The 13,478-nt window shown below is 57.0% G+C and carries 12 protein-coding genes; 4 read left to right on the forward strand and 8 right to left on the reverse strand.

The features are described 5' to 3' along the window. The first annotated feature begins 3 nt into the window (after positions 1-3). The 3 genes from BFW87_RS27820 to BFW87_RS27830 all read left to right on the forward strand — a co-directional run bounded on the left by BFW87_RS27820 (position 4) and on the right by BFW87_RS27830 (position 6,192). Positions 4-279 (forward strand): peptidylprolyl isomerase, encoded by a 276-nt coding sequence (locus BFW87_RS27820; protein ID WP_019690952.1) that lies wholly within the window; start codon positions 4-6, stop codon positions 277-279. A gap of 94 nt (positions 280-373) precedes the next feature. Then, positions 374-5,017 carry a dermonecrotic toxin domain-containing protein gene (locus tag BFW87_RS27825; protein WP_078742920.1) on the forward strand — a complete coding sequence of 1,548 codons (4,644 nt, stop codon included), beginning with the start codon at positions 374-376 and terminating at the stop codon, positions 5,015-5,017. Then, a complete protein-coding gene (locus tag BFW87_RS27830) occupies positions 5,011-6,192 on the forward strand; it encodes a glycosyltransferase (protein ID WP_078742921.1) in 1,182 nt (393 codons plus the stop codon). Before BFW87_RS27825 ends, BFW87_RS27830 begins: the two co-directional genes overlap by 7 nt. Positions 6,193-6,252: 60 nt before the next feature. Here BFW87_RS27830 and BFW87_RS27835 read toward each other — a convergent pair whose 3' ends face one another. The 8 genes from BFW87_RS27835 to BFW87_RS27870 all read right to left on the reverse strand — a co-directional run bounded on the left by BFW87_RS27835 (position 6,253) and on the right by BFW87_RS27870 (position 12,860). Next, entirely contained in the window at positions 6,253-7,173 is a 921-nt protein-coding gene (locus tag BFW87_RS27835; RefSeq protein ID WP_078742922.1) for a sugar kinase, read from the reverse strand. A 117-nt stretch (positions 7,174-7,290) separates the two neighbouring features. After that, positions 7,291-8,499: an amino acid deaminase gene (locus tag BFW87_RS27840; RefSeq protein ID WP_078742923.1), complete on the reverse strand. Its 1,209-nt coding sequence runs from the start codon at positions 8,497-8,499 to the stop codon at positions 7,291-7,293. A 9-nt stretch (positions 8,500-8,508) separates the two neighbouring features. Next, entirely contained in the window at positions 8,509-9,273 is a 765-nt protein-coding gene (locus BFW87_RS27845; protein WP_078742924.1) for an IclR family transcriptional regulator, read from the reverse strand. 165 nt (positions 9,274-9,438) lie between these two features. After that, positions 9,439-9,828 carry a RidA family protein gene (locus BFW87_RS27850; protein WP_078742925.1) on the reverse strand — a complete coding sequence of 130 codons (390 nt, stop codon included), beginning with the start codon at positions 9,826-9,828 and terminating at the stop codon, positions 9,439-9,441. Positions 9,829-9,843: 15 nt separating this feature from the next. Next, entirely contained in the window at positions 9,844-10,626 is a 783-nt protein-coding gene (locus BFW87_RS27855; RefSeq protein WP_078742926.1) for an amino acid ABC transporter ATP-binding protein, read from the reverse strand. Next, positions 10,623-11,285, reverse strand: a complete 663-nt coding sequence (locus BFW87_RS27860) for an amino acid ABC transporter permease (RefSeq protein WP_078742927.1) — start codon at positions 11,283-11,285, stop codon at positions 10,623-10,625. Before BFW87_RS27860 ends, BFW87_RS27855 begins: the two co-directional genes overlap by 4 nt. An 11-nt stretch (positions 11,286-11,296) precedes the next feature. Beyond that, positions 11,297-11,959: an amino acid ABC transporter permease gene (locus BFW87_RS27865; protein ID WP_078742928.1), complete on the reverse strand. Its 663-nt coding sequence runs from the start codon at positions 11,957-11,959 to the stop codon at positions 11,297-11,299. Between the two features lie 52 nt (positions 11,960-12,011). Beyond that, the gene (locus BFW87_RS27870) at positions 12,012-12,860 is read right to left on the reverse strand and encodes a transporter substrate-binding domain-containing protein (protein ID WP_078742929.1); all 849 of its coding nucleotides are present in this window, start codon (positions 12,858-12,860) and stop codon (positions 12,012-12,014) included. Positions 12,861-13,193: 333 nt separating this feature from the next. On the opposite strand from BFW87_RS27870, the gene BFW87_RS27875 reads away from it, so the two are divergent. After that, a complete protein-coding gene (locus BFW87_RS27875) occupies positions 13,194-13,442 on the forward strand; it encodes a hypothetical protein (RefSeq protein WP_078742930.1) in 249 nt (82 codons plus the stop codon). Positions 13,443-13,478: the final 36 nt, after the last annotated feature.

A 13,478-nucleotide genomic window follows, 5' to 3' on the forward strand; every position in this document is an offset into this window, starting at 1 on the left:
AAGATGAAAGCCCAAGCCCGTCACATCCTGGTAAAAACCGCCGAAGAAGCCGAACAGCTCAAGCAGCGCATCGCCAAGGGCGAGGCCTTTGATGTGTTGGCCAAAAAGTATTCCACCTGCCCGTCGGGCAAGCGCGGTGGTGACCTGGGCGAGGTGCGCCCGGGGCAGATGGTGGGGGCGATTGATGCGGTGATTTTCAAGAAGCCGCTGCGCGTTGTGCATGGCCCGATAAAAAGCAAATTCGGGTATCACCTGGTGCAAGTGTTCTACCGGGATTAATACGCCCGTATTGCTACCTTGCGGAGAGACATAAGTACGGCCAGATTGTTGTCCACACCTCCTACCTTGAAGCCTTACATACGGACCAGGGACGATGGCTGTGGATGTCACAAAAATACGACAATCAACTATTCTCGGCGCGCTCAACGCGTTGCATATTCCAGATGCAGCAGCAACACCGGGCGACCAGGCACGCCAATTTTTCCGACATTTTCTGGCCGACGCCAATACGGCTGCGTTGCACGCAAGCGATTTCTATAAAGGCCTGGATTGGAGCGATGCAAACGCCCTGCCCGGGCTGTTCAGGTTCAAGCCGTTTCAAACCCTGCTCGGCACAGCGGTGAATATCCCGGCTGAGAAAATGACCTTTTCTCTGTCGCTGGAATTGCTCTACAAGGTGTCTGCCGCAATATGGCACCAGGCCCTTCCCACTCTGACCTACCCGACCATCATTCTCGACAGTACGGCAAGGCAGCGTTTCAAAGACAGCTTGAAGAACAGTCAACATTTAAAGAGCGAGGCTTACCCGCTGGAGCCCGCAGCCCATGAGCTGATTGCGAACATTATCGATGCCTACCATGTTCGCAGGTTCCAGAAACTGGAACTGAATGCGCTGAACCTTAACCAGCACGACCCGCTGGACATTTTGAAGAATCAGCCGCGATTTTCATCCCGGGTTCAGCAAGAGATTACCCGCTTCATCAGTGCCCCGTTGAAGGCCGAATCGCATTCGATCTTCTACTCGGCGATCGTCCATGGCTACGTGGAGGATGGCACCCTTATCTCTACAAGCTCCATTGCGGCGCTGGTCAAAGACTATTTGCTGACGGGCGTCAGGCCCCACGAACACGCAGGCAAGCCGTGGGCATCGATGCAGGTTTCCGTCTATGAAGACGCACACGTCAGGGCCGGAGACGGCACCGACCGGGTCAACCCTGAAGACCTGCTGAAGAGTTCACCCATCAATTACAGTGACTTCACACTCCATCCGTTCACACCTGTCAGCCTCACCGCATTCGACGACTTTCTGCAGCGGCTTGACGAGCTCTCATCCCTCTATAGACAGGATATCGAACGCTATTGGGCATCGGTGTCCGCGGATGCCGGGGCCAAGAAAGTCTGGGTCGATCACCTCAAGCACTACATAGAAACCGAGGCTCGCCTCAGGCTGGCAGATGGCACGCTCACACTGAAGAGTCACATACTGATTACTCGGATACTCAGTCACCCCACGGCGCAAACGCCGCAGACTCAAACCGCCGCCAGCGGCGTCGACACTTATACCTGCGCCCTCGTAGACCGGTCCAATGGCAGGGCATTTGCGATCAATGGCTCGTTTCTGCTGGAGCAACAAGACGCCGCTGGAGAGCAGTGCCCGCTGGTGGTGTTCAACCTGGACGCAGGCGCGACCGAGTTTGCAAGCTGGGCAGCGTTCGAACAGCACCTGTTGGCGCAGATGGAGGACGATGACAGACGCCCACGACTGCTGGAGCGTCTGAGCAAGAAAAATGCCGCCGCCGTTCTTGCGATTTATACCCGACAACCCGACCGGTTGGGCCTGGAAAAGACGCCAGTCACCTCTGCGATCATTGGCCATATGGTTGACGGTTTATTAGCGCAGCAGCGGGACGATTTCTTGCTCAATTTCGATTACGCAAAGAGAACCTCCCTGCATCAAGGGCTCAAGCTGTTTTGCAACGATCTCGATCCCTGTCTGGCTTCTACACTGCGTAAAAAACACAGTTCATTAAGCGCGTTGCGTCACACACGCGCGCTTGAGCAACTTCCGGGTAAAGCACTGTCTGACGCTTTGGCGCTGTCCGCCACGCCACTGAAACATGAGTTTTCCACAATCGACCTGAGCACATCGCCCTTTGTCTTTTCCGACGTTGATGTTCTGTACCTGAACGATGGCGCATGCAGGGACTTGATGGTCAAGAAGCTGGGCTCGGAGGACGTGACCCATACCGTAAAAAGTGTCCTGGATAATATCCAGACCCATTTCCCGGCTGATATGCCTGTCACGGTTTCCCTCAGTGCGCTTATCCTGAAACGCATCAGCGATTACCGGGACAATCTCCGGGGCCGGGTATGGCAGTCACCCGGCAGTTATCGGCATAACTTCCACTATTTTCAAACTCTCAAAGGGCAGCTCCCGAACGGCTCAACACGCTCGCAGACAGACAGCGCAGCCCTTACGCTACTGGGCCTGCACAAACGGAGTCAGGAGCAGATCCATCCGTATTATTCATCGAGAGAATTGACCAAAGCACAAGGCCAATCCGCAGCACTGGTGTCTGTTTCGCGCGACGAAATCAACGTTACGCACCCTGCCATTGACTTAGCAGCACTGGCCACTTACTTGAGTGCGGACTTACTGGCAAACGTTACTTGCGCAACAGCGGCTCAATCGCCTTATCACGAATTGCTGCTGGATTTGCCAGGCTTGCACCGGTTGGGAAAGGTGCTGATGGCGCACACGTCGGCATCAGCCCAAACACTGCCCGCCACTGCCGCGAGAGCACTCGCTGTTTGCGTGATTACTGACTATCTATACCCCCCTTCAGAGCAACAATCAGGTTACATCTGCGGGATGAACCTGAACAGTGTTGAATCAGGCGAAACGTCCTTCAATGCGCTGCGCGATGCGCTGAATGAACACCTTGAAAAGCGTTTCGCAGGCAGCACCGACAATGCAAGAACACTGGCTTTTACCCTACTCAGCGCACGCTATGCACCGGAATTGTTAGTCGTCAACGTCCCGGATGCGCTGCTGTATGGGCAGACCCTGGACAGTGTTCATCTGCGCCATGCCGTCGCGTGCATGGAAGCGACACAACCGTACTCTTCTGTGGGGTTGAGCTATCTGCAAATAGCCAGCGCCTACGCAAACGTTGACTACAGGGGTTTAAGTGAAAGCAAGAACATCGCCATTGCGCTGTTGAAACAACTCCCCACGCTCCATTACGCCATGTGCCAAGGGGTGATCCGCGAAACCGATATCGCGTCGGTATCCCATGACAACAGCCTTAAGGCCATCGCCTATGTCACCGAACAAGAGGCGCTCGAAGCTCAGACCTTTACCCATCTGGTTCAGAAACCGCCTCGGCGTAAAGACATGGCCAGCGCTGAATTCAAAAAAAACTACCCGGGCGTGGACGCCGAACGCATCGTCCCGTTCACCGAAGTTGAATTGAAAAAGTACTTTCACGTTCATCCCATGCTGGCAGCGGACAGACATATCGGTCGACGCATGAGGATGACCCTGTTGGAAAAATACATGTCTTGTGTGTCCGGCGTGGGTTTTACCGAGCAGGAACTCGGATTAAAACCCTACCCCCAGGGCGCTTGCCAATTGCAGGCACGCTTTGACGGACAATTCGCCACGTATAAGCATAACTTTTTATCCGGGATGGTTTCACGCTTGGCGTCTGCGCTTCACGGCACACCCAGCCGGGATAGAAACCGCATACTGAAGGCCTACAAATTTATCAAGGTGTCGTTCAAAAACAGCGAGGACGCATGGGAAGAAAGCCACTTTGGACTGATCGCGCTGTATAAGGAAAGCGAGAGCGTGCAATACGCTTATGAAATTTTTTGCCCCTCGGGAACCATCAGGTCGCTGCCCCTCACCGCCAAGAGCCCCACCCGTATCCATGTCACTTCTTCTCCTCCAACAGCAGATGCTTTATGGCATGAGTCCCCCTATCTCTATGTTCCACCGTTGAATGAGGGCGCCTATCTGCGGGGATCTCCTGATCAAAAAGAAAGCGCGCCGTACTTGATGGTCAGCTTCTACACCCTCGCACGCCAGACACGTGATATGACCCGAGAACAGAAGATTCAGTTGCTGAGTCAAAAAATGGTCGACGCTGTATTCAGCCCCATCATGGCGCTTGTTTATCCAGACTTGAAAAGCCCCACCGCGTATGAAGCCCATAAAGAGCGTATGTTCGCGCGAGCGCAGTTGATGGCCAGCTTTGCGCTGCCGGGATATACGCTTTATCAAGATATAAAATCAGGCAAAGTAACGCTCGGCACGATTATCACCTCGGCCCTTGAAATACTCAGCGTGTTGTTGCCTTTTGTGGGTCTGGGCATCAAGGCACTGAGTATCTCGATACATTTGGGGCGGGTTATTATTCTTTCCAAATCACTGAACCTGACGAAAACCGCGTTGACCGCCGCCAAGGCGATTCAACCACTGCACAGCGCGTTGCCGACTGTCCTTCTTCGCTCGTTAACGACCACCCATCCCGCGAGTGCGTTGAGCTTATTGTTTCAAATAGGGCACAAAGGCTTGCTGGGCCTTAAATACCTGCTCAAGTTCGCCCGCGCTGAATTGGCCAGTGGCGCGTCGTTGTCCAAAGGCATCCCGACGCGCTTTCTCCCTCCCCTGGATTACCGCCCGGTCCAGTCGCTTGATGTAAAAGCAATGCCCGGCCCAGCGTCTGGAAACAGTCATTATTTTTTTAGACCCGACGCCGCTGCCACCGCAGGTCAATTGAATATACAGCAACAAATGAGACTTCAATCTTCGCACATTGACGTGTCGGACGTGTCCGCAGTCAACCATGTCTTCATTAAAAATGGCACTCTTTGCATCTCCCTCCAAGGCAACATGTTTACTGTCCGTAGAACACGTGAAAAAGACAAATTTCAACTCTATAAAAACACGGAGAACGGCCCTTATGTGAAGTTCAATCACGCCAAAAGCAAGTGGGAAATAACATGCTGAACCCAGATAACACCTGTACCCTGCCAAACAGTCAGCTTCAACCTTCGGCACCGCCCTATATAATAAAAATACCCGAGGTAGTGTTTTTCGCCGAGAACACTGTTCTCACAGAGTTCGGCTACATGATCCCGGTTTTTTACGACGTGCAACATGAACTCTGGAGGTCAACACTCGATCCAGACACCGCCGTATGGCTCACAGCGAAAAACCAATGGCGTTCCGGTGCATTTTCATACTGGCAGTCAGTAAGAGAAACCTTACCCCGCCCTACTCGGTTCCGCGACATTGTTCTTCCCAGTTACCCGGTACTGCCCGTTGCTACTCAGGAGATCCCAAGGCAAATCCACCATATATGGATCGGCACCTCAATGCCCGGCCCAAACATCATTGACACCATCATGCGCAATACGGCCAATACCGCTGACTTCACAGTGACCTTGCACACCGATGTCGGCGATGAACTGTTCGCCACGCTAAAAAACAGATTAAAACAAGTGGCGCCCAACATGACGGTGACTCAGCTGAACGGCACCGCCTTCTTTGATCAGTTCAAAACAACTGACATCCACAAGCACTACGTAAACGCTTCAACCGGAACAGTCACCAACTACTCAGCCGCTTCCGACATGTTGCGCTATCCCCTGGCGAATCACTACGGAGGGATTTACATGGACGTGGACGATAGTTTTTCGCACACGCTCAGTGAACACTCATTCCTGGCTGCGGATAACGATGTGTTGTTAGGTCCGTTGATCAACCATTACGGCGCGGATTTTACCGGTTACAACAGCAGCATTTTCGCGAGTGCCTCGAATAATCCGGTGTTGGCCAAGGTCACGGAGGAAATGACCCGCCGATGCGATAACAACGCGGATTTCTTTATAAAACCCCGCCTCCAGGTAACCGACCAATCCAGTCCCGAGTTCAAGGAATACGCCACCGAGCTCTTTAGTTTGACGGGGCCTCAAGTATTGAATGATGTGTTGGCCAGTGAGCGTCCGGACTACTACAGAACCTTGTTCAATCTTTCCCAGGCCTACGGCCCATTGGCACAACACAGCGCGCTTGACACAGCATATGCGGCTGAGCTGACCAGAATCGCCGAGCACTACTTCCCCTTTTTCGAAAAGGCCCCGGTGGAAATAGGCAAGGAACATTCCTGGGTCAGCACCTGAGTCGACTCCGCGGTTTGATGACTGCGCCAACGATGTGCCGAGAGACTTTCCCCGACTGGATTAAACCTGCCTATCGGTACGGGGGATCACCGCACCCGGTACCTGAATGACCCTACTTGCCAATCGGTGCCCGACCAACGCGGCTTGTTCCGGCGAGCCGCTTTTAAGGCGACTCGCCAGGTAAGCCGCACTGAACGAATCTCCCGCCGCTGTGGTGTCGATCACCTTGTCGACCTTCAGCGCCGGTACCGCAAAACGCTCGCCGTTACAGCGGATCAAACACGCATCCGCCCCACGCTTGAGCACCACTTCGGCAATCGCCGGGTAGGCCGCGAATACCTGTTCGCTGTCGGCATAGCCAAACAACGCACGCTCGTCATCTTCGGTCAGCAAGGCAATATCGACCTCGGCCATAACGCTGTGATACGCCGCGCGCGCGGCCTCAACACTGGCCCACAGGCGTGGCCGGTAGTTGTTGTCGAACACCACCTTGCCGCCACGACGCCGGGTTTCGATCAAGGTCTTCAGCAAGCGCTCGCGGCCAACGTCACCCAGCACCGCCAGGGTGATGCCACTGAAATAGACCACGTCGTAACCCGGCAATGCCGCCAGGATCGGTTCGGCGGCAGGCGTGGTGAAACAGTCGCGCACGGCGGCTTCGTTGCGCCAGTAGAGAAACTTGCGCTCGCCGTTGGCGTCGGTCTGGATGCAATACAAGCCGGGCAAGCGCCCGGCCAGACGCTGGACCATGCCGAGGCCAAGGCCTTCATCGGTCCATTGCTGGCACATGGCGTCGCTGAAACTGTCATCGCCCAGGGCGGTGACGTAGTCGACGCTGCCGGTGTCGCCCAGCTCGCGGCGCAGGTACACCGCCGTGTTCAGGGTGTCGCCGCCGAAGCTTTGGTGCAGGCTGCCGTCGGCGCGGTGTTGCAGTTCGATCATGCATTCGCCGATGAGGGCGATGCGGGGTTGGGTGGTCATGGCTGTTGTCTCGGGTGTTCTGGAGGGCCCCATCGCAGGCAAGCCAGCTCCCACAGTTGAAGGTATTTACACTTCAACCTGTGGGAGCTGGCTTGCCTGCGATGGCCGCGACACGGTTTAGAAGCAGGTACGCAGGGACTCAACCACCTGCAACTGCTCATCCACCAGGCAACCCACCTGCCACTTGTCAAAGGTCAGGCACGGGTGCGAAGTGCCGAAGGAAATGATATCGCCAATACGCAACTCAACCCCCGGCGCTACGGTCATGAACGCATGCTGGTCCATCACCGCCGTGACCTTGCACGCGGTCACATCATCACCTTCGGCCGCCACGATGCCCGCCTTGTAGCGCTTGAGCGGCACCGGCAAACCGGCGTCGTAGGCCACGTCGCGCTTGCCCAGAGCGATCACCGCAAAGCCAGGTTCCGGCAACGATTGCACATGCGCCCAGACTTCCAGCGCCGGGCGCAGGCCTTCGTTGAGGTCGCTGCGACGGTCGAGTACGCAGCATTGCGCCTCTTTGTAGATGCCGTGGTCGTGCGCCACATAGCTGCCCGGGCGCAGCACGCTGAGGAAGTGGCCGGCGGCGTTTTGCTCCTCGAACGATTCGGCGATCAGGTCGTACCAGGCTGAACCCGACGCAGTGACGATCGGCTTGGGCAGATCGAAAGCCCCGTTGTTTTGCAGGTCTACTGCCAAACTCACCAGGCTGGAGGCAAAGGCGCGGATGCCGCTGATGGCGTGCTCGCCGTGGATCACGCCTTCGTAGCCTTCAATACCGGTGAGGGCCAGGGCTGGCTGCGCCTTGATCGCTTTCGCCAGTTCGCGCACTTCCTGCTCGCTGCGGCAACCGCAACGGCCGCCAACCACACCGTACTCGATCATCACGTTCAGCCGCAGGCCACGGGCGGCGAAGAACAGGCCCAGGTCGGCGACGTTGTCGGGGTGATCGACCATGCAGTGGAAGTCAAAATCCTTGTCGGCCAGCAAGTCGGCGATCAGCGCCATGTTCGGCGCGCCGACCAGTTGGTTGGCCATCAATACGCGGCGAATGCCGCCGGCATAGGCGGCACGGGTCTGCACGGCGTTGGCCAGGGTGATGCCCCAGGCGCCCGCCTCGATCTGACGCTGAAACAGTGCGGGCATCATGCTGGTTTTGCCATGGGGCGCGAGTTCTGCGCCGCTCTTGCTGACAAAGTCCTGCATCCAGCGAATGTTGTGTTCCAGGGCGTCGCGGTGCAGCACCAGGGCCGGCAAGCTGACGTCACGGACCAGGTGCGCGCCAACGGCGGCGGCGCCTTTTTCAACGGCATTGAGGGCAGACATGGAAAACTCCTATTCGTTAATGCGCCGGGCCAGGTTGTTGGCGCTGTCGATCAACACCCGGCGATAGTCGTTGTAATTTTTGATCGCATCGGCGCGCGGGGCGACGATGCACAAGGTCGCAATGCTGATGCCTTGCGCATCCCGCACCGGGGCGGCAAAGCAATGGGTAAAGGTGTCGGCCACGCTGTCGAAGGAAAAAAAGCCATCGAGGGTGGCCTGACGGATTTGCGCCAGGAAGGTTTCCAGCGGCAAACGCTGGCCGTCCGGCAGGATGTAGTCCTCGTAGTCGATCAGGTCAATGATCTGCTGATCGCTCAAGTGCCCCAACAGCAGACGCCCGGAAGCGGTCCACGGGATGGGTGCGTTTTCGCCGATGTCGGAGGAAATCCGGAAATGCCGCTCGCCCTCGCGCATCAGCGCTACCGTGTATTTGCGCCCGTTGAGCAGGCACATCTGCGCGGTTTCGTGGGTCTGGCTGACGATTTCCTGCAAGGCGAAATCGGCCTCGCGGGTCAGGTCGAAATGGCGCAGGTGCGCCTGGCCAAGGAAATACAGCTGGCGGCCGAGGTAGACGTGACCGTCCTTGCCCACGGTTTCGAGGATGCGTCGCTCAAGCAGGGACGCAACCAGTTCGTAGACGGTGGATTTGGGGCTGCCGATGCCGCTGGCAATATCATTCGGGCGCAAGGGCTGGCCGATTTCCTTGAGAAAATCGAGGATATCGAACGCACGGTCCAGTCCTTTGGCGCGGCGTTTGATGGTGTCTTCGGTCATGGCAGTGTCGGTCCGGTCATAGTTGTATGCTGTACAGCGAACCCTGTGGGAGCGGGCTTGCCCGCGATGGCGGCGGTTCAATTACACATTGGCTGCCTGACACTCCGCTATCGCAGGCAAGCCAGCTCCCACATTGGATCTTGGGTGGTCTTAAGGTCGCTGCATTTAGCCTTTTTTCTTGTACGCCACGCAATCAATCTCGACCTTGCAATCGACCATCATGTTGGCCTGTACACAGGCGCGCGCCGGGGCGTGTTCCGGGGTGAAGTATTCGCCGAAGACTTTGTTGAAACTCCAGAAATCTCGCGGGTCTTCGAGCCATACGCCTACGCGCACCACGTCTTTGAGCTCGTAACCTGCTTCTTCGAGGATCGCCACCACGTTGCGCATGGTCTGGCGGGTTTGCTCGACGATGCCGCCGTTGATGATTTCACCGTCCACCGCCGGCACCTGGCCCGAGACGTAGAGCCAGCCGTCCGCTTCCACCGCACGGGCGAAAGGACGTGGCTGGCCGCCGCCGGCGGTGCTGCCGGTGCCGTAACGAGTAATGCTCATAAAAATAACTCCTGATTAAAAACGAATATTCTTCAAAAATTCAGCCAGACGCGGCGATTGCGGGCGTTCGAAGATGTCCTTCGAGGAGCCCTGCTCTTCAATGCGGCCCTGGTTCATGAACACGATCTTGTCGGACACTTCGTAGGCAAAGCGCATTTCGTGGGTGACCAGCAACATGGTCATACCCTCTTCCGCCAGGCCCTTGATCACGCTGAGTACTTCGCCCACCAACTCCGGGTCGAGGGCCGAGGTGACTTCATCGAACAGCATCAGGCTGGGGTTCATCGCAATGGCACGGGCAATCGCCACACGCTGTTGCTGGCCGCCGGACAACTGGCCGGGGAAGTGATTGCGACGCTCCAGCAGGCCCACGCGGTCCAGCCATTTTTCGGCCAGCGCCACGGCTTCGTCCTTGCCCATTTTCTTGACCTTGAGCAGGCCGAGGGTGACGTTTTGCAGCGCAGTCAAATGCGGGAACAGGTTGAATTGCTGGAACGCCATGCCGGTCATCGCGCGGTGCTGGGAGATCACCCGCTCAGGGTGACGCACGCGTTTTCCGGCGATTTCGCTGTAGCCGATGGACTCGCCGTCGAGGGTGATCTGCCCGCCCTGGAATTCTTCCAGCAGGTTGACGCACCGCAGCAAGGTGGTTTTGCCCGAGCCACTGGAGCCGATCAAGGTCACTACGTTGCCGCGCTGCATGGACAGGTCGACGCCCTTGAGCACTTCGACCTGACCGTATTGTTTGCGCAGGCCGCGAATATTCAGCAGCGGTTGTTCTTTTTGAGGTTGGTTCATGGCAAGGCCACCCGCTTTTCAATGTAGCGCCCGAATAACTCGATGGCGTAGTTGATGACAAAGAACAGAAACCCGGCGAACAGGTAGAACTGCAGGGTCATGAAGTTGCGTGCGATCACTTGCTGGGAACTCAGCAGCAACTCGGCCACGCCGATCACCGAGAGCAAGGTCGAGGCCTTGACGATTTCGGTGGAGGAATTGACCCAGGTCGGCAGGATCTGACGCAGCGCCTGAGGCAGCAGCACATAGCCCAGGGACTGGTAGAACGTCAGGCCAATCGCCTTGCCCGCTTCCAGTTGCCCACGGGGAATGGCCTGCAGCGCACCGCGCACGATTTCCGAAATGTGCGAGCCGCAGAACAGCGTCAACCCGACCGCACCGGCCTGGAACGCGGTGATTTGCCAACCGAGCACCGGCAGCATGTAGAAACATGCGAGCACCAGCACGAACACCGGCGTACCACGGATCAAGTCGACATACAGGCGGAACGGCGCACGCATCCAGAACTTGCCATAGGTCAGGATCAACCCGGCAACGATGCCGATCAACGTGCCGAAAATAATGGCCAGCGCCGAGACATACACACTGGTTTGAAAGCCCGCCCACAGGGTATCCCGGGCGATCCACAACTCATGCAACCAGCTGGGGGACTCGTACATGGACACCCTCCTTAACGACGGATCGCCAGACGCTGTTCCAGGTAACGGAGCAGCATGGCAATGAGGTAACAGGCAGCCACGTAGAGCGCGGTCGTGACCATCCAGGTTTCAATCACCCGGTAGCTTTCGACGTTGATCTTGCGGGCGTAATAGGTCAGCTCCGGCACCGCAATTGCGGCGGCCAGGGAGGTGTCCTTGAACAGCGAAATGAAGTTGTTCGACAGCGCCGGCAGCACGTTGCGCAGCATCACCGGCACGGTGATGTACGCGCGGATGCGCCACTCGCCCAAGCCAATGGCCAGGCCGGCTTCACGCAACCCCTTGGGAATATTCAACAGGCCTGCGCGGAAGACTTCGGTCAGGTAAGCACCGGCGTACAACGACAGGGTGATGATGAATGAAGGGATTTTGTCCAGACGCACCCCGAGCGTGGGCAGTGCGAAGTAGATCAACAGGATCAGCACGAGGATCGGCGTATTGCGGATCACCGTCACGTACACCGAGGCGAGGATTCGCAGCGCGCGGTGTTTGGACAGCATGGCAAACGCCATCATCAGGCCGATCACGCAGCCAATCGCGATCGACAGCAGGGCCAGCTCAAGGCCCAGACCGAGCCCCGCCAGCAAGCTGGGGAAATCGCGCCACACGGCGGCAAAGTTCAACTGATAGTTCATGGTCGGCAGTACCTAAAGCGGGGCGCAACACGCTGCGCCCCCGGTTTACACATCACTTGAATTCAACAGGGAAACCGATCGCAGGTTCTGGCAGGTCTACACCGAACCATTGCTTGAACGAGGCTTTGTAGGTCGGGAACTCCACACCGGTCATGGCTTCATGCAGCGCGGTGTTGACGAAGTTCAGCCAGTCCTGGTCGCCACGCTTGACGGCGCACGCGTAGGTTTGCGGGCTCCAGGCGTAGGCAGGGCTGCGGTAGCGGCCCGGGTTTTGCACCATCAGGTACTTGACCGAGGACTGGTCGGTGGCGGCGGCATCGGCACGGCCGGAGTTCACGGCCTGGTACATCAGGTCGACGCTGTCGTACTGGTCGACCTTGGCTTTCGGCAGGGCCTGGTGCACCAGTTCTTCGGCGTACACGTTCTGCAACACGGCCACGGTCACACCATCACCGGCGGCTTGCAGGTCTTCAATCTCTTTGTATTTGCTGTTGATCGGCAACAGCAGGCCCACGCCTTCGCGGTAGTACGGCAGGGTAAAAGCAACCTGCTGCGCACGGCTGGCGGTGACGGTGATGAACTGGCAACTCATGTCGACCTTGTCGGTCAGCAGGTTGGGAATACGTGCGTCGGAAGACTGCACCACAAACTCGACCTTGCTCGGGTCGTTGAACAAGCCTTTGGCCACAATGCGGCCGATGTCGATATCAAAACCCTGCAACTTGCCATCCGCTCCCTGGAAGTGCCACGGCGCATTGGTACTGCCTGTACCCACGATGAGATGCCCACGCTTGAGCACATCATCGAGCTTGCTGTCCGCCGCGTGCACTACGCTTGCGAGGGAAGCCGATGCGGCGAAGAGAAAAACACACGCTTTAAACACGGAAGGTCGGTGATGCATGACAAGCACTCCAGGAGTTGTGTATTCCGCTATACCGGAACTTAGTATGTAACAACGGAATAGACAGCAGAAAGTGTGCCACACGCGGTAACAGAAAAATATGACAGGTATAAAATCGTTATAAATCAATCATATAAAATAATATGTGAGATAAGGCGTTACGCCAGCACCGCGCCCCCGATTGCTACCTTGGGCCCCACACCCCGGTGACAGCGCCAACCCGGTGCGCCACAACGGTGTTACCACGCACCTTTGGGGTGCGCCCGCGCACATGGAAAAATCCTCGCGCTGAACTAGCCTTGGCACATCACCGCCGACAAGGATCCCGCCCCGATGAAGCTCAGCCCTCTCCTGCTTGTGTTCGCCCTTTTGTTGGCTGGCAATGCCTCGGCCACCAATGACCGCCGCGACTGCAAGGAACAACTGCAAAAGCTCAAGGAAGCCTACGGCAACGACTACACCAGCCAGAACCATCACGGTTATCGCAAGGCCAAGGCGTCCCGGGACAATGAGGAATACAGGAAGTGTGCGAGCCAGGCGCGCAAGGCTCGGGAGCGGATGGAGCGTGATAAGGATGCTTAAGCCTACCTGTCAGAGTTGACAGTAGACGCAGGTGAG

The organism is Pseudomonas fluorescens, assembly GCF_002022275.1.
In the GTDB taxonomy this organism is placed as follows: Bacteria; Pseudomonadota; Gammaproteobacteria; order Pseudomonadales; family Pseudomonadaceae; genus Aquipseudomonas; species Aquipseudomonas fluorescens_AJ.

Coding starts and splice junctions, on each gene's coding strand:
- BFW87_RS27830 (WP_078742921.1), top strand. CDS start 5,011: ATGCTGAACCCAGATAACACCTGTACCCTGCCAAACAGTCAGCTTCAA.
- BFW87_RS27875 (WP_078742930.1), top strand. CDS start 13,194: ATGAAGCTCAGCCCTCTCCTGCTTGTGTTCGCCCTTTTGTTGGCTGGC.
- BFW87_RS27855 (WP_078742926.1), bottom strand. CDS start 10,626: ATGAACCAACCTCAAAAAGAACAACCGCTGCTGAATATTCGCGGCCTG.
- BFW87_RS27865 (WP_078742928.1), bottom strand. CDS start 11,959: ATGAACTATCAGTTGAACTTTGCCGCCGTGTGGCGCGATTTCCCCAGC.
- BFW87_RS27870 (WP_078742929.1), bottom strand. CDS start 12,860: ATGCATCACCGACCTTCCGTGTTTAAAGCGTGTGTTTTTCTCTTCGCC.
- BFW87_RS27835 (WP_078742922.1), bottom strand. CDS start 7,173: ATGACCACCCAACCCCGCATCGCCCTCATCGGCGAATGCATGATCGAA.
- BFW87_RS27825 (WP_078742920.1), top strand. CDS start 374: ATGGCTGTGGATGTCACAAAAATACGACAATCAACTATTCTCGGCGCG.
- BFW87_RS27850 (WP_078742925.1), bottom strand. CDS start 9,828: ATGAGCATTACTCGTTACGGCACCGGCAGCACCGCCGGCGGCGGCCAG.
- BFW87_RS27845 (WP_078742924.1), bottom strand. CDS start 9,273: ATGACCGAAGACACCATCAAACGCCGCGCCAAAGGACTGGACCGTGCG.
- BFW87_RS27860 (WP_078742927.1), bottom strand. CDS start 11,285: ATGTACGAGTCCCCCAGCTGGTTGCATGAGTTGTGGATCGCCCGGGAT.
- BFW87_RS27840 (WP_078742923.1), bottom strand. CDS start 8,499: ATGTCTGCCCTCAATGCCGTTGAAAAAGGCGCCGCCGCCGTTGGCGCG.
- BFW87_RS27820 (WP_019690952.1), top strand. CDS start 4: ATGAAAGCCCAAGCCCGTCACATCCTGGTAAAAACCGCCGAAGAAGCC.